The sequence below is a fragment of the Vibrio sp. 811 genome (assembly GCF_033339195.1).
In genome coordinates this window covers 1-19,811 of the sequence record NZ_JAWOUB010000015.1, presented here as the reverse complement: position 1 = coordinate 19,811, position 19,811 = coordinate 1, and the positions used below count along the sequence as shown (strand labels likewise).

The following is a 19,811-nucleotide window of genomic DNA, read 5'->3' as shown; positions in this document are numbered from 1 at the left end:
TTAATCAACAATATATTTAAAGTTGACGCAAACGTAAAGGTAAATTAACATCATTTTAAAGACGTCATCACATCGTCTTCACTGTAAACACATAGTCTTCACTGTAAAAGGAATCTAACGTGAAAATACTAGTGCCAATCAAAAGGGTCATTGATCCCTACGTTAAAGTTCGCGTGAAAGCGGACCATAGCGATGTTGAAACCAATAACGTCAAGATGACGATTAATCCATTTTGCGAAATAGCCGTTGAAGAAGCCGTACGACTAAAGGAGCAAGGTATTGCAGATGAAGTCATCGTTGTCAGTGCCGGCGGTAGCCAGTGTCAGGAGCAACTACGTACTGCGCTTGCGTTAGGTGCCGATCGCGCTATTCATATCGATACTGAAGACAAAATAGAGCCATTGGTCGTCGCTAAGCTGCTCAAAGCTCTGGTTGAGCAAGAACAAGCACAGCTTGTGATTACGGGTAAACAATCCATTGATACTGACAACAACCAAGTGGCTCAGATGCTGGCCGCCCTACTTGACTGGCCTCAAGCAACTTTCGCTTCCGACGTGAAGATTGAAGATCAAAAAGTTCAGGTCGTGAGAGAAGTGGACGGCGGCTTGATGACGGTCGCGATGAACTTACCTGCGGTGATCAGTACTGACTTACGCCTGAATGAACCGCGTTTTGCCTCTTTGCCTAATATCATGAAAGCTAAGCGCAAGCCGTTAGATACCATCACACCTGACAGTCTGGGTGTTGAAGTGGTATTTAGCCAAACCATTCAAGAAGTCACACCGCCAGCGCAAAGAAAAGGTGGCATCAAGGTTGAATCTGTCTCAGAGCTTCTCGATAAGCTGCGTAACGAAGCGAAGGTGATTTCATGAAGAACTTAATCATAGCAGAACATGACAATAACCAATTGCATGCGGACACACTCAAAGTGGTTAATGCAGCAAAACAAGTCAGCCAAGACAATGTTTTGATCGTAGTGGGCCACCAGTGTGAAGAAGTCGCTCAGCAAGCTTGTCGCGTTGATGGTATATCAAACGTAATTTGTGTCGATGATGAACAACTTAAGCATCAATTTGCCGAGAGTATCGCACCTATTGTAGTGAGTATTGCTGAAGGCTTTGACGCAATCTGGGCTAGCTCATCATCAAAAGGGAAAGACCTTGCACCGCGAGTAGCAGCGAAGTTCGGCGTTGGGCAAATTTCCGATATTGTCCAAGTTATCGATGAAAACACTTTTATCCGCCCTATTTATGCAGGAAACGCATTTGCCAAAGTGACCACCAGCGACAAGGTTCGCGTCATCACCGTGCGCGCGTCTGCGTTTGAGCCGGTTACTTGTCACAACCAAGCTGATATTAAGCATCAGCAGGTCACTATCTCAGCTCCAATGGTTGAATTGGTTTCTGTCGATAAAACCGTGTCAGAACGTCCTGAATTAAGCGCGGCAGAGGTGGTTGTGTCAGGTGGACGCGGGGTCGGTAGCAAAGAGAACTTCGCGTTGATCGAACAAGTTGCCGATAAACTAGGTGCTGCCATTGGCGCTTCTCGCGCGGCGGTTGATGCCGGGTTTGTTGCCAACGACTTACAAGTGGGTCAAACCGGTAAAATCGTTGCACCTAAGCTTTATATAGCGGTTGGGATTTCCGGTGCCATCCAGCATCTTGCAGGAATGAAGGAATCCAAAGTGATTGTCGCGATCAACAAAGATCCAGAATCTCCTATCTTTGAAGTTGCCGACTATGGATTGGTTGGTGATTTATTCGAGGTACTACCTCAGCTTGCCGAACAACTTTAAACTATCAGATAAGGGGCGAACACTGCTATGTTCGCCCCTTTATTTTGTTTTGGTCATATTCAAAAGAATTGAAATTAGAGGGACCTATGCCAAAATCTGCACCTATTTGGTCACCATCTGCTGAGCGCGTCAGCAATAGCAACTTATTACGGTTCATCGAAAAGGTTAATAAAGACAAAGCCGAAGGTACCGTAATCAACAATTACACGTCTCTACACCAGTGGTCCATTGAGCACAATGATGAATTTTGGCGACATACTTGGCAGTTTTGCAACGTAATCGGAGATATGGGTTCGCAAATCAAGAGCCTTGGCAGTCCCAAATGGACACAAACAGGTTCTAATCATCACCATGTAAATAGAGACACAGTATGGTTTGCTGACGCCACGCTGAACTACGCAGAGAACCTCCTATCTCAGGCTGAACAATCACCAGAGCGTGAGTTTATTGTTTTTAGCAATGAAAGCGGTGAACACCGACAACTCACCGGTAAACAGTTGCTTGAACAAGTTTCCGCCATTCAACAATGGCTACTCAATTGTGGTGTCGGTAAAGGCGATGTCGTTGCGGGTTATTTGCCCTACCTTCCTGAAACCGTTATTGCCATGCTGGCCACCACCAGTCTTGGTGCCATTTGGACTTCAACCTCTCCTGATTTTGGTATCGATAGCGTCGTAGAGCGTTTTGGTCAGGTCAAGCCGAAAGTTCTTTTTTGCTGTGATGGCTACCAGTTCGGAGGCAAAGCTTTCGATATGACGGACAAGAACACCACTCTTAGTAGTAAGTTAAGCAGTGCCTCCGAAGAGACTACTATTAGCGTATGCCAAATCGAATATTTACAAAACGCTGAGAGTGCTAGCACTTCTGAGTTTGTTTCTTGGTCCGATATTACTCACCACTTTTCTCCACAATCAATTCAATATCAACCAACGCTGTTTAATGACCCGTTATTCATTTTGTATTCTTCTGGTACAACAGGTCAACCTAAGTGTATTGTCCATTCCGCAGGCGGTACCTTGCTCAATCACCTCAAAGAACATCAACTGCATTGCGACATCAAATCGCAAGACAAGGTTTTCTACTACACAACATGTGGTTGGATGATGTGGAACTGGCATGTTTCCGCTCTTGCGAGTGGTGCAGCCTTAGTGATTTACGACGGTAGTCCGGTTTACCCTGATCACTCCGTCTTATGGCGATTAGCTGAAGAACATAACGTGTCGCTGTTTGGTACTTCAGCGAAATACTTAGAGGCACTGGAGCAGGCAAACTGCTCTCCAAAACTAGAACATAACCTGAAGTCACTCAAAACTCTGTGCTCAACTGGTTCGGTGCTTTACCCAGAACAATTTAATTATGTCTATCAGCACATCAAGCAGGACTTGCATCTCGCTTCTATCGCTGGCGGCACAGATATTTGCGGATGCTTTGTACTTGGAAACCCTATTTCACCAGTTTACAAAGGTGAATGCCAAGGCGCAGGGCTAGGAATCGACGCACGTGTTCTAGAGGATGGTGGACATGCTATTACGCAAAAACGCGGCGAACTGACTTGTAATAACTCGCTACCTAACTTCCCTATTGGCTTCTGGAACGACAACGGCGAACGTTATCACAACGCTTATTGGAGCAAGTTTACCGATATCTGGCACCATGGCGACGATGTGATGCAAACCGAACATGGCGGCTTTATTTTTTATGGCCGTAGTGACGCAACCTTAAATCCAGGCGGCGTACGAATCGGTACCGCTGAAATCTACCAACAAGTGAACGCGTTACCCGAGGTTGAAGACTCCATCGCTGTCGGCAAGTTAAACCAGCAGTCTGAAGAAATCTGGTTATTAGTAAAACTCGCTCACAACGTCGAGTTAACCCAACAACTCACCGATTCAATTCGCCAAACATTGAAAACAAAATGTTCACCGCGCCATGTCCCACGACAAATTTTTGCTATCAGTGATATTCCTAAAACGCGCTCAGGCAAATTGGTTGAGCTAGCAGTGAAACAATTGGTAAACGGACAAGCTGTAAAAAACATTGGTGCTATTGCTAACCCAGAAGTGCTGGAAGAAATTAAAACGCTTTTCAACATAGAAGGCGCCACAGTCACTTAGAGACTCAACAAGTCTTCCAACAATACAGACGGGTATAACCTAACTATATTTTAGCTCGCTCGGTAACTCCTCCCCACTTTCGTGGAAACTGAGCGAAATATGCTTCATGTACACAAAAAAGGTGAGATAATTCTATCTCACCTTTGAGCCATATGAGCGGGAGCATTAGTTGGGGGTTAAGCTTTTATCAGTTGGCTCATATCTTCGCGAACTTGTGGCACCGTTAAACCAACGATGATTTGAAGGCTCTCTTGATTTCTAACAATATTCACCGCTCCGTGCTGTGTGAAAAATGCGTTCTCCTTTACAAGAGAGACATCTTTAACTTTAACACGCAGACGCGTCGCGCAATTAGTTAACAATTCAATGTTTTCTTTTCCACCCAAACCTTCAATAAAGGCACTAGCTTGTGACGGACTTGCGCTACTGTTATGGACCGCTTTCGCTTCTTTGTAGTCAGCTTTTGAATACAACTTACTATCTGCACCTTCACGTCCCGGAGTAAGTATGTTGTATTTTAAAATAAGCGCGCGAAACGTAACAAAGTAAACACCAGTAAACATGAGACCAATAATAATCTGAATCACGTATGTTCCCGCATGGTTACCAGCCAAAGGCAACCAGTTTTGGAAAATGAAGTCTATCAAGCCAGTCTGAAAGTTACCGGAAACACCAAACATAAAGGCGATCGTTGCCATTGTCGCAGATAACAACGCATGCAAAGCAAACAGCGCAGGTGCGATAAATAAGAATGTAAACTCTATTGGTTCGGTGATCCCTGTAAGAATTGCTGTGATTGCGGCTCCGAGCACTAACCCCATCACCATCTTTTTATTTTCTTTTTTCGCAACTGAATAGAGTGCTAGTGCGATACCCGTACAACCAAACACTTTACCCATTCCCGTCAACATCAAACCACCCTGAGGAAATTGTGTCGTTAAACTTTCCGAGCTCTGGGCGAATGTCTGTATATTTTGAATCCAATAGGCAACCGTTCCGCCATCGACTGCAACTGGCCCATAAAAAACGGGACCATATACGAAATGATGCAACCCCGTTGGTATCATGATTCGCTCTAAAAACGTAAATAGCCATACCCCTAACGATCCAGCAGAAACCAAAAATGATTGCAGATTGTTAATACCATGCTGAATACTTGGCCAAGTCAAACAAGTTAGAATTGCCATCACGACCATAATGGGGAAACTAATGATCACAACCAATGGCGTTCCGCCAAATACAGCCGCCCAATCCGGTAGCTTTTTATCAAAGAATCGGTTGTGAACCCAAACAGAGAGACTTGCAATTAAAATGGCACCTAGTAAGTTGGTATCAAGCGTTAGAATGCCACCAACTTCAGTCAAACCTCGCTCACCTTCCGTATAGTTCACGCCCAGTTCTGGTCCCCAAAATTGAAGGATTCCACCAATAACGTAGTTAAACGTAATGTAGGAAACGAGTGTTGCAAGTACAGCGCGACCAGATGCTTTTTTAGCTAAAGCGATAGGTAACCCAACGGCAAAAATAAGTGCCATATTTTTAAATACAGCGAGAGATGCCTGTAAAATGATCGTCGAGACTTTAACCCAAGCACTCCCCTCTAGTGCCCAAGGAAACACTTCTTGATTTAACAGCACAACAGAGAAACCCAATAACATGCCCGCTGCTGGAAATAATAGAACGGGAACAAACATCGCGGCTCCGAACCTTTGAATAATGTCTTTCATATAAACCTCTTGTTTCATTCACGGAGCCTACAAGTAGGCCCCGAACGTCCAGTTGTTATTGAAAAAATTGAGGAAGGTAGGCTTTATTTTCTTCTAGTAATTGTTTTGTTATTTCTTTAGCTTTTGGCACATTAACCACGGTACGGTTAAGTGTGAGTGCATTAATCAGCTTTTGCTGACTTCCTTCGTACCAAGCATCCACGACTAATTTCTCGTAACCAAGTTGGCTCTCAATCATTGCTTTTTGGAAGGTTGGGATTTTTCCTACAGTAAAAGCTTTCGGTCCATCACTAGTTAGCGCAGCTGGAACTTCTACCATGGCGTCATTTTGTAAATTTGTAATAGCACCATTATTCGGTACGATGACGAGATACACATCGCTCAAGTTGTAGGCTAGCGAAGCCGCGACTCTCACCATGTATCGACCATGGATATCGGCATGCAGTGTTTCGTGCTTCGTGGTGCCCGCTTCAATTATTCTTGCGTTCAATTCGAACACTCGTTTCTCACGGCCGTTAATTACCTGCCTTGCGCGAGTATTATTGATATCCTCTTTCGCCACCATTTTTTCAGGGTACAAATAGTATTGAAGATACGTATTCGGCAAAAACTCTGGATTATCAGCAAGCATTGTTCTCATGTTTTTGAATGTGGCTTGCCACGATGGGTCATCCGCTATTTCCGCATCAACCGCACTGATCCCTTCTTTTAGGATGATATTTTTAATTTTGTCCGTTAAGTCTTCACCCTGTTTGTTACGAATTTTGGTAAACCAGCCATAGTGATTAAGCCCAAAATATTCAGGAACGAAGTCCCAGATTTCACATCCTAACAATTGCGCATAGCTGACCATAATCGCTGCTGGCATATCGCAGATATTTAGAATTCGCTTATCATGCGGAAATTCACGATTTAAAGCTTCAGCGACAATTGCCGCCGGGTTGGTGTAATTAAGAATCCACGCATCTGGACACGTTTGTCGGATCTCGTTCACTAGCTGGATCATGTCGCCGATAGAGCGAAGTCCATATGCCATTCCTCCCGCGCCACATGTCTCTTGCCCAACACAAGAGTTGGATAGCGGGATTTGTTCATCGCGCTCGCGCATGGCCAACCCACCAGTGCGGATCTGGATAAAGAAAAAGTCCGAATCTGCGAATGCGACAGATTTATCCGTTGTATAAACAAACTCTTCAACTTCTGGATAGTGTTCTCGCAATAGAATTTCAGTAGCTAATGCATTCGATTCTTGGCGTTTCTCATCTATGTCGTAAAACACGACTTTTGCGAGTGGAAAGTTATCTTTTTCGGCAATAAGGCTGTTCATCATACCAAGTGTGTATGTACTGCCAGCACCAACAATCGTTAATTTTTGACGTTTCATTTCGCTACCTCAAATGTTTATCCTGAAAATGTATAAAATAAGTATTAATACTTTTATGATACATTTAAAGTGTAAGCACAAAGATACGAGATAAAAATCACACAAAGATTCTAAGGAAAAGTATTAACTACATCTCAGATCACATTCTTGCTATCATGATCCAAGACTTAGCGAGGTATTATGAAACCCAAATACATAGACATTGCGGAACGATTAGAAAAAAAGATCAAAGATGGGGAACTACAACCTAAATCGATGCTTCCAAAAGAGAGTGATTTGCAAGAAGAGTTTTCCGTAAGCCGCGTAACCATCAGAAAAAGCTTACAAATTCTGGTCGACAATAATTTAATTAGTCGGACAAGAGGTAGTGGAACTTATGTAAACGATCTAAAAGCCCAACATGATGCCTTACATTTGCTGGGTTTTATCGAGGAAGTCAGTAAACAGGGGAAAACGCCTAGCTCTCAAGTCATAAAGTTCGAACTTAAAAAGCCGAATGAGCAGGTTGCTAAGCAGTTAAATCTCTCGCCCAATGATGATACATATGAAATACATAGACTCAGATGTATTAATGATGAGCCTGAAATTTACGAAGTCACTCATATGCCAGCAGTGTTATTTCCAGACTTGAGCATAGCCATAATGAATGGTTCTAAATATGAGTACATTGAAAATAGCAAAGGATTGAAAATTGCGAAAAGCAGTCAGTCTGTCAAACCGTATTTGTTAGATGCAGAGACGGCCTCATACCTGAATGAATCAGAAGCTTCCCCTATTCTAAAAGTTGAGTCCACTGGTTACCTAGAAGATGGTCGTGCATTTGAATATACCGTCAATTACTTCCGACTTCATCAATACAGCTTCGAGTTTATTTCAACTAGGACGTAGTACTATTCGACGCTAATGGTTAATCATTGCGCCAAATCTTATATCCGACCTCTCGCATTGCTCTGCCGAGCAGGTGGGAGGCGACTGGCGCAGTGAGAACGATAAACAACATCGTACCGATAACCCGAGAGATCACGGTAACTTCAGGGAGTGAGAAAGCGACCGCTAATAACAAGCAGCTCACTCCGACAGTTCCAGCTTTGGTCGCTGCATGCATTCGGGTATACAAATCAGGAAGCCTCAGGACACCTAGACTTGCAACCAAGGTCAACAATGTTCCTAAGCATAAAAATAGTCCAATCAACACGTCCATTATTCTTTCTCCTTTCTTTTAACGATCAAACGTGCAAATGCGATCGTGCCGAGAAATGCGACCAAACCTAATGTAATGGCGATGTCTAACAGAGCGTCCTCACCGCTGTCTAAGGTGTAAACCGTAATAAATCCGATAGTGATAAATGAAATCAGATCTAACGCCACAACTCGATCAGCTAGCGTTGGTCCTAGAATTAAACGAGCAAAAGCCATAACAAAGCTGAGTAGTAGCCCAGAATAGGCAAAAGTGACCGTTATTTGCAGCCAACTATCCACGCGTCACCTCCAAAATTCGATGCTCTAACCCATCTTTAATTCCGCGAATAACCTCTTCATGTTCAGGTGCAAACATGGCATGAACGATAAGATACTTTTTATCAGCCGTAACATCCAAACTAAGCGTGCCCGGTGTTAAAGAAACCATGTTCGCCAGTAATGTGATTTCTAGATCAGAATCGACCTCCAGAGGGACATAAACGATATCAGGCTGACTCAAATGAGTAGGTGTCACGACGTCCCACACCACTTTCGCAACCGATATAACCATTTCATAAGCGAAGTACACCAATAACTTCAATGCAGATGCAAAACGTTGAAAATAGCTCGTTTTCAATCCAAATGGTTGACTCAACCTTAAAGCAAAAAAACCGACCGTAAATCCGACGACAAAATTCAGACTCGAATAGCTGCCATTAAGCATCATCCACGCTAACGCTAAGAAAAAATTGAGGAATAGATAGATCATGTATTTCCTCCTAACACCACTCTGATGTATTCAGTCGGATTTAACAGTTGTTCTGCAGCTTGAACGGAAAATTGATAAAAAGGCTCCGCCACTAAGCCAATGATTAGCGTCAACGTTGTCAATACAATAATTGGAACGCAGTACAACCAATGTACTTTGGCCTGCAGAGTCTGTTCTGGCTTCTCTCTAAATGGCTTTTTCCAAAATGCCTCACTCCAAATTTTCGTCATCGAGTAGACAGTAAGCAACCCCACCAATAACGCGGTACCTGCTAACCAGTAATATTCAGCCTGTATGCTCGACTTGATGACCAATAGCTTTCCCCAGAAACCCGATAGCGGTGGAAAACCGGCCAGAGAAAACGCAGGCACAAGAAACAAGAACGCCAACCAAGGCATAGCTTTATATACCCCACCCAAATGTTCAAGTTGACTAGAGCCATATTTGCGCTCGATGAATCCACCTATTAAGAACAAATTCGCTTTTACAATGATGTGATGAACAATGTAGAAAATGGCACCGGCTAAAGCTAAGGGAGTGTAAATAGCCAACCCCATGATCATATAGCCTATTTGGCTAATAATATGAAAAGAAAGAATTTTCTTAATGTCGAATTGGCTAGCCGCTCCTAAAACGCCCGTTAACATGGTTAGCCCTGCGACCCAAATTAACGTCGGTTGCCAGCCACTCTCGGCGAGCGGAAATACTAAGGTGAAGACTCTTATCAACGCGTATACACCGACTTTAGTAAGCAACGCGGCAAACAGTGCCACCACACCGCTTGGCAACGTGTGATAAGAAGCGGGCAACCAAGCAAATAAAGGAAAGAGTGCCGCTTTAATAGAGAAGGCAAACAAAAATAGCGCGGACAGCATCATGTTGATGCTCAATTCATTTTCCGCAACTTTGGTGTAGAGATCGGCCAAGTTCAAGGTGCCCGTTGCGCCATACAATAAACCGATAGCAAGTAAAAATACCAGCGTCGAAATCAGGTTCAACATCACGTACTTTACTGCACCATCAACTTGAGTTTTCGTTGCATCTAACACCATTAAACCAAATGATGAAATGAGCATGACCTCAAACCAAACATACAGATTAAAAATATCTCCAGTCAGGAAAGCGCCATAAACGCCAGCAAGCAACACGTGCATTAGCGCATGGTAATTGCTATAGGAGGGCTTTCGGTGAAGGTCCGCCATCGCGTAGAAAACACATATCGCACCAATCACCGCCGTTATCATCACCATAGCAACGCTGAGGTAATCTGCGACAAACACGATACCAAATGGCGCACTCCACTGACCAAAAGCAACGGCTTGAATATCATTATTTATGATGTTTTCTGTGAGAAAGCCCGCAACGAAAAGGTTCGAAATCGCACTTACACCGCTCAACCACTCAACACTTTTTGTTGAGCGACGGACGAAGAAGATAGTCAACGCCGTACTCAGCGATAGAACAACCGGTAACGTAAGCAAAATCGAACTCATTGACCCTCCTCAGAACGTTGCATTTCATCGACGTTTGCAGTTCCAGTGTCTTTATAAGCTCGATAGAACAGCATTAAAGCAAAAATAAGTAGTCCAAAACCGATGACTATCGCAGTTAAGATAAGCGCTTGAGGTAAAGGATTTGCCGCGCTATCTGGTGGTAAAAGAGCATTATCGCCAATCAATGGCGGCTCTCCGGGCGTCAGCCTTCCAGCGGTAAAAATAGCAAGGTTAACCGCACTACTGAGTAACATGATGCCGAACAAAAGGCGCAAGATATGCTTTTCAAGCATTAAATAAACACCTGCTGCGACAAATACTCCAACGACAACACTCCAAACTACTTCCATCACTCTAGCTCCTCATTAATACGAAGCAGCATACCCATCACGCCACCTATAACGGCAAGGTAAACACCAACATCAAAAACCAATGGCGTCCCTAGTGGTATCACGTCTTTCCACCACAGTCCGGTCAAAAACGGTTTATCAAACGCAAAGCTCAAAGCACCAGAAACTAAGCTCAATGCGATGCCAGATAACGCAATGAGAAATGGTTTGAAATACAACCTAGAACGAACGTATTTCGGTGATTCCGCGAACATGAGAAGTGATAAGCCAATAACGGCAATCAACGCACCAATAAAGCCACCACCCGGTTCATTATGACCACGTAACAATAGATACACTGAAAATACGAGCATGAGTGCCGAAACGATGTGTGCCGTGGTTGCAAAAATTAATGATTGGATACGATTTTGCTTTTTCGCTCTTGTCTTAAGCAAACTCACTGCCGCAATCCCAGCAATAACAACGACGACAACTTCTCCCAATGTATCAAATGCGCGAAAGTCGACCAGAATAACGTTAACAATGTTTCGCCCATGTCCACCCGGGACACTGTTTTCTGCAAAGAAATCTGACACCGAAGAGTCCATCGGCTGAGACGTGATTCCTAACAAAAGTAAAGTAACCGAAACTCCTATCACACCTGCTATGCAAATATTCGCTACTTTACGTTTTATTGAATGCTTGGGCACGGTGGTTAGACGCGGCATATGACGCATTAACAATGCAAGAAAGACCACCATTAATGTTTCCACTAACAGTAAAGTCTTCGCAACGTCCGGGGCGCTATAAATCATAAAAACAAGCGTAGTCATGAAGCCAATCATACCAAGCGCAGAAATCACAAGAAGTCTTGCGTGGGACAACGTACATACGAGCGCAGCACCAATCAACAATAAGGCAATACCAATCTCATAGAAAGTGACACTTGAAAGTTCGCCAACCAAAGGCAGAGGAATAAGCGCTACCTGACTCAGTAACGCAACGGCAAGTACCGTGAAAAATAATAGGACATAGCGACTCAATTTCTTTTGCTGTAACCGCGCCGTTTGCCACTTCGCCACTGTCATCATGCCATCTAATAGTCGTTCAAAAATATTCTCCGCTTTGGGGACGAATAGATGTAACCGCTGAAAAAATGCAGACACAGTAGGATAAACACGGTACACCACATACCCCAACGCTAGCGTAATAACGCTTAACACTAACGGTACATTCACGCCATGCCATAGTGATGTCTCTTTAAGAGCTGCTGTGGGCAGAATGTCAGCAGAGCCCGGAAAAATAATATTGCGATCTAACCAATTTAAACCGAATAACGGGACCAGGAGACTGCCAAGAGCCAGGAGCAAAGGCGAGATCCACATGGTTTTTTTTGTCTCAACTGGCTTAGTTTCAATCGGCACGAGACCACGGCGAGCAAAGAATGGTCTCGCAATAAGCATAATGGTTAGCGCGACCATCAGTATATTCACGATTAAAAGTACAAAGGCGATCCAGCTATTGAGCTCTACTGCGGACTTGTACATGTATTCTTTGCTCAAAAAGCCTAACAACGGCGGGAACCCCGCTTTAGACAATGCAGCTAAACTCCCCGCAACCATGCTGATGACGAGAACTGACTTCAGACCGTACAATTGATCAATATCTCGTGTTCCTGTCGCTTTGTCGATATTACCCACCACCATAAACAGCGCAGCTTTATAGAAAGAGTGAGCGAGAATAAACATCAATACTGCACTAACGGCCAAATCTGTGCCCATACCTAGTAATAATGTTAATTTACCCAAAGCAACATTCGTGCTGTAGGCTAGCATCAGCTTCAAGTCAGTTTGTTTTAATGCGACAAATGTGCACCAAATGGCCGTGATACTCCCAGTGATGACTAAAGCATAAAACCAGATCTCGCTGTGGGCATAAACTGGCGATAAACGTGCTAATAGGTAAATGCCTGCCTTTACCATTGTTGCCGAGTGTAAATACGCACTGACCGGAGTGGGAGCTGCCATCGCGTTAGGTAGCCAAAAATGAAACGGGAATTGCGCAGATTTAGTAAATGCACCGAGTAGTATGAGCACTAGAGATGGGATAAACCATTCATGCTGCGCAATAGTGTCTGCCTGCTCGATAATGGTATTTAGCTCATAACTCCCTGCCATTGCTCCCAGCAAGATAAGACCAGCTAGCAACGCTAGTCCACCAGCACCGGTAACAATCAGCGACTGCAAGGCGTTTTTCCGAGACGTTTTATTTTCGTGATTAAACCCGATCAGTAAGTAAGAAGTGATGGTGGTGAGTTCCCAGAAAACAAATAACAACAGAATGTTATCGCTCATCACAATCCCTAGCATGGCAAGCATGAATAGGGTTAGATACAAATGAAAGGAAAACCGGCTATCACTTTCTCGTAAATAAGCCAACGCGTAGATTTGAATCAGTGCGCCAATCCCACTGATCAGTCCCGCAAAAAGAAATGAAAGACCATCTAATCTAAAGCTAAGGTTGATATCGAGGCTTGGTATCCATTCCGCATTCCAGCTCACGCCTGCAGGAGTATAGATATAGAAGAGAAAAGAGAAGATTAAAACTGGCAGCGCAGGGAAAATCAGTAAGACCAACTGATTATCTAGGTTTTTCGGCAGGTTTTCTTTACCCGTTATGTTATTCAACATCGCAGCCCATTCGTTATTATAAGAAGATACGCCCTATCCGGCGCAAATGACAAACTCCACTGTATTGTTTTAGCCCAAGCGCTTCAAAAACGATCATGAAACCAAGGGAAAAGTAGCAAACAGTAATCACTGAGTGCTACTTAGAGGAACGCCGATACAAACCGCTATTTGCTGTCTGCTACGGCATAAGAACGTAGGTCACTACTTACGTGTTCTTGGCTGAATGTATATGGATTATCGTCATCAGCTAACTCGAATGCATCGTAGGTGCAGTCACCGATATCATTTCTCGGACAAACATAAACATTCGAACGTTCTATCATTTCTGTGTGGCATTTCGGGCATAGGTTTTTCATGTCACTCTCCTCTGATAACTTATTGATACATTGATAATTCCATGTTCTAGAGATCCATCTCCCTCCTTTACCTAAAACATCACTTAAACCCAACTTTGTTACACCCCAATTACTGAATCGGTGAGACAAAACCATCGGGCTTAAGAGCGACCAAACTACAGTTAATCGATTGCAAAATATTTTCAGCCGTATTACCAATGACATAGCCAGATATACCAGTTCTCGCTAAGGTTCCCATTACCAGCACGTCTACCTCAATACTCTCTACGTAATCTGGAATCTTTTCGTCGGGTTTTCCATGCAGGTGGTGAATCACAATTTCACCTGTAATCCCAGACTCCTCCAACAGCTGTTGCAGAGCTTGTTTATGATCGGCTTTTGCTTTGTCGAGTTCATGTTTCAACTCAGCATCATCGACTTGAATCCAAGCGTTACCATTAAGGTAGTTTTCTAAGTAATACTCCCAGCAAGAAATCACGTGTAAACGACTATCGCAGGTGTCGGCTATCGAACGCGATAATTCGAGTAAACGCACGGCTAATGAGTGCTGTTCATCGCTTGCCGTTAATGGGTCGATAGCCACAGCAACACGGCGCTTATCTCTTGGCTTATCAATTGGTCGGTGCAACCAAAGCGGACAAGGGCATTTTCGTAACAGAGTCATATCAATAGCTTTGAAACCCTCAGCACCTTCACCGAGCGGTTCAGCTTCTTTGATGATGAGATCTTTGTTATCAGCTAATGCTTCTTGAATAATACAGACAGCGGGCTTTTCACTGCTTTTCACAGTAAGAGGAAATGCGAGATCCTCTTCAGTGAGTCCCAGCTTCTGTCTGTATTCGTGAATACTTTGTTTGAGGGAGTCTTGCAGCGATTGCTCATAACTTTGCTGATACTGGATCATGTCTGTTGGGAAATCAGGACACGCTATTAGCCCTGAGACAGGCACTTTGTTGCTAGATGCAATCCTCATCGCTTGTTCGAGGGCGTCACTATGGCCTGGCAATCCTTGTGTTGCAAAAAGTATGTTTGCGAATCGTTTCATACACACCTCCTTGTTTGGTTAAATATTAACCACCCACAAAGTATAATACCTAACGGATAATTGTAACGGCTTGTGACGTTGATGAAATCAATTCTCATTAAGAGACGGATATTGCTTCATTTTGTTTTACGTCACACTCTCCTTTCTTCACAACTATCGCCTTCGACCTAAATAAATTCCGCTACCTAAAGTTGAGACCAAATAAAAACCCAAATTACTCAAAGTTTTTTCTCACCTTGAGTAACTTGGGTATAAGCAATAACACACTTAGTGTCCGGATTTAAATGGATGGCCTAAATTTTCACGCAACTTAGTTTAAAGATGCCATCTCAATCACGAATCGGTATAAAAAATTTACGGCTTTAGCGACCTAAAATCGCCGTAACTCAATGTTAAGGTTGTTGTTTTGTCGGTGCCAAAGCAATTTCACGAACACATACTCCTTGCGGTTGCTGATAAGCAAACAGCACTGCTCGTGCGATGTCATCTGCGGCCAACACGCCGCCCATATCCACCTTCCAGGCGTCATAGCCATCTTTAATATCTTGAGACGTTGTATGTGAAAGTAATTCCGTTTCCACTGCACCAGGTGCAATCGTCGTAACGCGAACATTCGATGATGCAACTTCTTCACGTACGTTTTCAGAAACCGCATGAACCGCAAATTTGGTACCGCAGTAAGCGGCATGATCAGGGAATGTTTTCTTGCCCGCAATAGAGCTGATGTTAATGATCGTACCACTGTTACGTGCTTTCATAGGTGCTAGGACGGACTGCATGCCATTGAGTAAGCCAATTACGTTCACATCAAACATGCGCTTCCACTCCGATGGTTCCTGAGTATCTATCTGACCGAGAAGCATAACGCCTGCGTTATTTACAAGTGCATCGACCGGACCATACAACGCTTCAGCTTTCTCAATTGCAGCCTCAAAAGAAGCTTTGTCGGTCACATCTACCTTTTCACAAAGCGTATTTGGTAAGTTTAATGCTTCCAAACGTTCTACACGTCTTGCTAACAAAAGAAGAGCATGGCCCTGCTCACTGAAGTGACGTGCAATCGCTTCACCAATGCCTGAACTAGCGCCTGTAATAACAATTAACTTTTTCATTTTGAATCCTTAATCGAACGGTTTACATCAGTGGCGGTAAGTTTAAGAAAACTTTGTTTGTTGATATATACCGACCTAGTTGAAACACTGTTGTTATACTGCAACAATACTTTTTTGAATTATGAAGAAGTCATCATGCAAACACACATCAACCTTGCGGATATTCGCTCCTTCGTCCTAATCGCTCAACTAGGAAACTTCACGAAAGCAGCAGAGCAACTTGGCGTTTCTCGCTCACACGTTTCACGTCAAATAACAAATCTGGAGCAACAGATTGGTGTCACTTTGCTACAAAGGACCACTCGAACACTGAACCTCACCGAAGCAGGCAAGGTTCTGTATAAACAGTGTGAAACTGCCCTTCACAATATTGATCAAGCTGTTATGGCAGTGGTTGATGATGTAGAAGACTTAAGAGGTGACATTCGTATCAACTGTGTGGGGGGCTATTTAGGAGAAGACGTTGTCGCAGATATCGTTGCTCAATTTCTAATCCAACACCCACAAGTGAGCATTAACTTAGATTTTAGTAGCCATCGTGTCGATTTAATCGCGGATGAATTCGATATCGCTTTTCGAATGGGAAAGTTAGACGACTCCAACTTTATCGCTCGCAAACTGATCGATGTGGAAATGGGGACATACGCAAGCCCAAACTATTTAGAAACATATGGCTATCCTTCGCATCCAAAGGACTTAGAAAAACACGTTTGTTTGACAGGTAGTGTGACACGGTGGGCATTTGAGAACACGAATACAAAGCAGTCAACGGAACACCAGATACGTGGACAGTTACGATGTAAGAGTGGCAGAGTAATGATAAAAGCAGCCTTGGCGGGAAATGGCATCATCCGTGTGCCAGCACTTTATTGTCAACAAGAACTCCAGACAGGCAAGCTAAAAGAAGTGTTTACCAATTGGAGCATTCCGAGTGTGGAATTTTCACTCCTTTATCATCACGACCGACATCAACCAAAACGCATCCGAGCCTTTGTTGATTTTACCACGCAATACTTTCGCAAACTGCAGAGTAAAGACAAGTAACCTGCACGTTGGTACCTGTCTATGTATGCTTTATAGGCTGAGCCTGTGAACCTGGGGTTTGTTCTAGAAAGAGTGTGAGCATTTTGACGCTTAAGGTTTGGTTTTCATAAACGTCAGAGGTGTTTGTCCAGTTTGCTTTTTGAAAAATGCAATAAAAGCACTGTCTGACGAAAACTCCAGCCAATCGGCAGCTGCGCTGACTGGCATGCCCGTTGATAACAATTCAACTGCTTTTAAAAGCCTCCACTGTTGCCGCCAATCTTGATAATTCATTCCCGTTTCCGACTTAAATAATCGTGTTACCGTCTTGGTGCTTGCCCCAACTTTGCTTGCAAGAGTAGTAAGCGAAGGAGCTAGAAATGAAGGTTCAACCAACTCTCGACGAAACGTTGTTAAGCGCCGATGCGATGGCAAAGGCAACTGAAACGAATAACGTTTCGCAGCATAAAACTCCTCCCAAAAAAGTGCCGTCGTATTTACCATCTCGCTGCTAGGCTTATCCCACTCCCAAAATGACATTTTATCAATAAGAGCTTGGAGTAAATTATTCACTTCTATCATCGTGATCTTACTCGGACAGGCAAACTCCTCACAATCAAAATACAAAGATCGGTACGCCACCACATTCGTCATTAGTGCGCGATGCGGCGTATTAGGTGGGATCCAAACCGCCTTTGTCGGTGGCAAAATACAAATCGAGTCTTCCAGAGCAAAACTCATACAACCTTGAGGTGCGTACAATAACTGCCCTTTCTTGTGCATATGCATACCTGAGTCGTGCTTTCCAATATCCGCAGCAATTCCCACTACACAATTAGAAATTTTGTCTGCATCAAATTGTGTTTTTTCGTTAATAAGCGCCATTTTGTCCGAATGTTGATGTATTTGGTTTTTATGTTGTTATTAGATCAATCATAGCCTCATTTATACTGCCCGCCAACTTCATTAACGATGGGTAACAATATGAATACTAAGCCCTCTTTATGGCTCATGCTGGTCATGTTGATGTTTCCGCAAATTGTAGAAACCATCTATAGCCCAGCGTTGAGCTCAATCGCTCTATCATTTGATGTAAACCACGCACAAGCAGCCCAAACATTGTCGATTTACTTCCTAGCTTTTGCCATTGGCGTTGTAGTTTGGGGAGTTCTCGCAGATAAACTGGGAAGAAGGCCCACCATGCTTATTGGGCTCTTTATCTATGGTTGCGCATCTTTACTCGCAACTCAAACCGAAAGCTTTGCTGTTGTCATGACCGCGCGAGCCCTAAGCGCATTTGGTATCGCGGTAGGATCCGTTGTCACACAGACCATGCTTCGTGACGCGTTTGACGGTCAAGAACTGAGTAAAGTCTTTAGCTTAATGGGGATGGGTATATCAATCAGCCCGGTAGTTGGCATGCTATTAGGCGGGCAGCTTACAGCGCTTGGTGGATACCGTTATGTGTTTTTTGCCTTGTTTTTAATCGCGTTAGTATTGCTCGCTTACAACGTTGTTAAGCTTCCTGAAACACAGAAGGAACAGACACCAGTACGGTTGCATCAACTTAGCTGGAAAATGGTAAGAGACGCGCGAATTTGGCGCTCAGGATTACTGGTTGCTTTGTATAACATTGCTCTATTTTCTTATTACCAGCTTGGCGCATTTACTTTCTCAGTACTTGGGTATAACTCCGAACAATTTGGATACAGTGGCATGGTACTGGGGTTAGGCACTCTGCTTGGAAGTTATTTAAACAAATCCCTAGTGTCCAAAAATGTTCGAAAAAGCCAGCTACTTTGGTTCTCAGCAATATTGATTAGCGTTGGATCAGTCGGTGTGTTGATTCTGAACCAATCAATCTGGTTTGTTGCTCCAATGGTGTTAGTCGTCATGTCTTATGGGATTGCGATACCCAACATACTCAGTGATGCACTCGTTAATTATAAACAACAGGTTGGCAGCGCAGGCGCTTTATTTGGGCTCATGTACTACATCATGATCGGGACGGGATTAGCGATGGCTGGAACAGTACAAAACTTAGGTGTCGTTCTATTATCATGTAGCTGTTTAGCGATTTTATTAGCGTTTTCTAAAAGGCAAGTTCATACCAACTTGTGACCAGATACTACGCATTGCTTGCCTAATCTTCCGAAGATTGGTCTACATCTTTTCTAACGGTTAACTAAAACGTAAATAAAAAGCGCCTGTCGGCGCTTTAATTATCCATAGATCTTATTGCCATGTTGGCTCGCCAAACTCTTCACAACGTTGCTTGTCGTAATTTTCAATGCGCCCGCGTTTACCTACAAACTGAACCTGAACAACCATTCCAGCTTCAACATATTCACTGAAATAATCGCAAGAAACACGAAAACTAGTATCGCGTATCACAATTGGTACCCATTCATAGCCGCCGCTGCGTGGTAAGTAAGACTTGAAGGTAATGACCCCGTCATCTGAAACGTTGATTTCTTCATCATATTCATTCAACTTATAAAAACGTTGTCCATCAAACTCTGCCTTTGCTTTTTCAATTATTTCCTTCGTTGCTGTCGATTGCATCGGCGTATTTGACACCAGTTGACACCCAACAATAGATGTCAATACGGACAAAGCCAAAGCGAGTTTAGTTATTTTATTCATTTACCTAACCACTGTTGAATTATTCAACACTTACCACTTTAAAAGGAGGGAGACCATACTTTATTTTAAAGAAAGTAAATTACCACCTTCTAAAGAAGGTGGCTTTGTGTGAGCCCCCTAAAAGGGGGCCTTTGTTTAGTCCAGCGCCA

The 19,811-nt window shown here is 43.5% G+C and carries 19 protein-coding genes; 6 read left to right on the top strand and 13 right to left on the bottom strand.

Annotated features, from left to right (window positions below; all coding sequences use genetic code 11):
- The first annotated feature begins 119 nt into the window (after window positions 1-119).
- From R7Q46_RS18740 to R7Q46_RS18730, 3 genes are all read left to right on the top strand, one after another.
- Window positions 120-872, top strand: a complete 753-nt coding sequence (locus R7Q46_RS18740) for an electron transfer flavoprotein subunit beta/FixA family protein (RefSeq protein WP_017633698.1) — start codon at window positions 120-122, stop codon at window positions 870-872.
- Entirely contained in the window at window positions 869-1,795 is a 927-nt protein-coding gene (locus R7Q46_RS18735; RefSeq protein WP_017820355.1) for an electron transfer flavoprotein subunit alpha/FixB family protein, read from the top strand. Before R7Q46_RS18740 ends, R7Q46_RS18735 begins: the two co-directional genes overlap by 4 nt.
- 86 nt (window positions 1,796-1,881) lie before the next feature.
- Window positions 1,882-3,909, top strand: coding sequence for an acetoacetate--CoA ligase (locus R7Q46_RS18730; protein WP_262629873.1), 2,028 nt, complete (start codon window positions 1,882-1,884; stop codon window positions 3,907-3,909).
- A 176-nt stretch (window positions 3,910-4,085) separates the two neighbouring features.
- Here R7Q46_RS18730 and R7Q46_RS18725 read toward each other — a convergent pair whose 3' ends face one another.
- Both R7Q46_RS18725 and R7Q46_RS18720 read right to left on the bottom strand, forming a co-directional pair.
- A complete protein-coding gene (locus R7Q46_RS18725) occupies window positions 4,086-5,636 on the bottom strand; it encodes an alpha-glucoside-specific PTS transporter subunit IIBC (RefSeq protein WP_017633701.1) in 1,551 nt (516 codons plus the stop codon).
- A 55-nt stretch (window positions 5,637-5,691) separates the two neighbouring features.
- Window positions 5,692-7,020: a 6-phospho-alpha-glucosidase gene (locus tag R7Q46_RS18720; RefSeq protein ID WP_005373308.1), complete on the bottom strand. Its 1,329-nt coding sequence runs from the start codon at window positions 7,018-7,020 to the stop codon at window positions 5,692-5,694.
- Between the two features lie 180 nt (window positions 7,021-7,200).
- On the opposite strand from R7Q46_RS18720, the gene R7Q46_RS18715 reads away from it, so the two are divergent.
- Entirely contained in the window at window positions 7,201-7,908 is a 708-nt protein-coding gene (locus R7Q46_RS18715) for a GntR family transcriptional regulator (RefSeq protein WP_005373312.1), read from the top strand.
- A 19-nt stretch (window positions 7,909-7,927) separates the two neighbouring features.
- On the opposite strand, the gene mnhG is transcribed toward R7Q46_RS18715, so the two are convergent.
- The 9 genes from mnhG to R7Q46_RS18670 form a co-directional block, all read right to left on the bottom strand.
- The gene (gene mnhG, locus R7Q46_RS18710) at window positions 7,928-8,221 is read right to left on the bottom strand and encodes a monovalent cation/H(+) antiporter subunit G (protein WP_005373314.1); all 294 of its coding nucleotides are present in this window, start codon (window positions 8,219-8,221) and stop codon (window positions 7,928-7,930) included.
- Window positions 8,221-8,499 (bottom strand): cation:proton antiporter, encoded by a 279-nt coding sequence (locus R7Q46_RS18705; protein WP_005373317.1) that lies wholly within the window; start codon window positions 8,497-8,499, stop codon window positions 8,221-8,223. Before R7Q46_RS18705 ends, mnhG begins: the two co-directional genes overlap by 1 nt.
- On the bottom strand, window positions 8,492-8,968 hold the full coding sequence (locus R7Q46_RS18700) for a Na+/H+ antiporter subunit E (RefSeq protein WP_005373320.1): 477 nt from the start codon (window positions 8,966-8,968) through the stop codon (window positions 8,492-8,494). The genes R7Q46_RS18705 and R7Q46_RS18700 overlap by 8 nt, the downstream gene beginning before the upstream one ends.
- The gene (locus R7Q46_RS18695) at window positions 8,965-10,461 is read right to left on the bottom strand and encodes a Na+/H+ antiporter subunit D (protein WP_318077695.1); all 1,497 of its coding nucleotides are present in this window, start codon (window positions 10,459-10,461) and stop codon (window positions 8,965-8,967) included. The genes R7Q46_RS18700 and R7Q46_RS18695 overlap by 4 nt, the downstream gene beginning before the upstream one ends.
- Window positions 10,458-10,811 carry a Na+/H+ antiporter subunit C gene (locus R7Q46_RS18690; protein WP_064369328.1) on the bottom strand — a complete coding sequence of 118 codons (354 nt, stop codon included), beginning with the start codon at window positions 10,809-10,811 and terminating at the stop codon, window positions 10,458-10,460. Before R7Q46_RS18690 ends, R7Q46_RS18695 begins: the two co-directional genes overlap by 4 nt.
- Window positions 10,811-13,480: a hydrogen gas-evolving membrane-bound hydrogenase subunit E gene (gene mbhE / locus R7Q46_RS18685; RefSeq protein ID WP_318077694.1), complete on the bottom strand. Its 2,670-nt coding sequence runs from the start codon at window positions 13,478-13,480 to the stop codon at window positions 10,811-10,813. The genes R7Q46_RS18690 and mbhE overlap by 1 nt, the downstream gene beginning before the upstream one ends.
- Window positions 13,481-13,644: 164 nt before the next feature.
- Window positions 13,645-13,836 (bottom strand): hypothetical protein, encoded by a 192-nt coding sequence (locus R7Q46_RS18680; RefSeq protein WP_005373328.1) that lies wholly within the window; start codon window positions 13,834-13,836, stop codon window positions 13,645-13,647.
- Between the two features lie 109 nt (window positions 13,837-13,945).
- A complete protein-coding gene (locus R7Q46_RS18675) occupies window positions 13,946-14,881 on the bottom strand; it encodes a universal stress protein (RefSeq protein WP_054574676.1) in 936 nt (311 codons plus the stop codon).
- 392 nt (window positions 14,882-15,273) lie between these two features.
- Window positions 15,274-15,993 carry an SDR family oxidoreductase gene (locus tag R7Q46_RS18670; protein ID WP_186585406.1) on the bottom strand — a complete coding sequence of 240 codons (720 nt, stop codon included), beginning with the start codon at window positions 15,991-15,993 and terminating at the stop codon, window positions 15,274-15,276.
- 135 nt (window positions 15,994-16,128) lie between these two features.
- Here R7Q46_RS18670 and R7Q46_RS18665 point away from each other — a divergent pair, with 135 nt between their 5' ends.
- Window positions 16,129-17,037, top strand: a complete 909-nt coding sequence (locus R7Q46_RS18665) for a LysR family transcriptional regulator (RefSeq protein ID WP_005373334.1) — start codon at window positions 16,129-16,131, stop codon at window positions 17,035-17,037.
- A gap of 90 nt (window positions 17,038-17,127) precedes the next feature.
- Here R7Q46_RS18665 and R7Q46_RS18660 read toward each other — a convergent pair whose 3' ends face one another.
- The gene (locus tag R7Q46_RS18660; protein ID WP_137282732.1) at window positions 17,128-17,901 is read right to left on the bottom strand and encodes an AraC family transcriptional regulator; all 774 of its coding nucleotides are present in this window, start codon (window positions 17,899-17,901) and stop codon (window positions 17,128-17,130) included.
- A gap of 99 nt (window positions 17,902-18,000) precedes the next feature.
- Between R7Q46_RS18660 and R7Q46_RS18655 the strand changes: the two genes are divergently transcribed.
- Window positions 18,001-19,137, top strand: a complete 1,137-nt coding sequence (locus tag R7Q46_RS18655; RefSeq protein WP_318077691.1) for a multidrug effflux MFS transporter — start codon at window positions 18,001-18,003, stop codon at window positions 19,135-19,137.
- 114 nt (window positions 19,138-19,251) lie between these two features.
- Here R7Q46_RS18655 and R7Q46_RS18650 read toward each other — a convergent pair whose 3' ends face one another.
- Window positions 19,252-19,662 (bottom strand): hypothetical protein, encoded by a 411-nt coding sequence (locus tag R7Q46_RS18650; protein WP_033906420.1) that lies wholly within the window; start codon window positions 19,660-19,662, stop codon window positions 19,252-19,254.
- Between the last annotated feature and the right edge of the window lie 149 nt (window positions 19,663-19,811).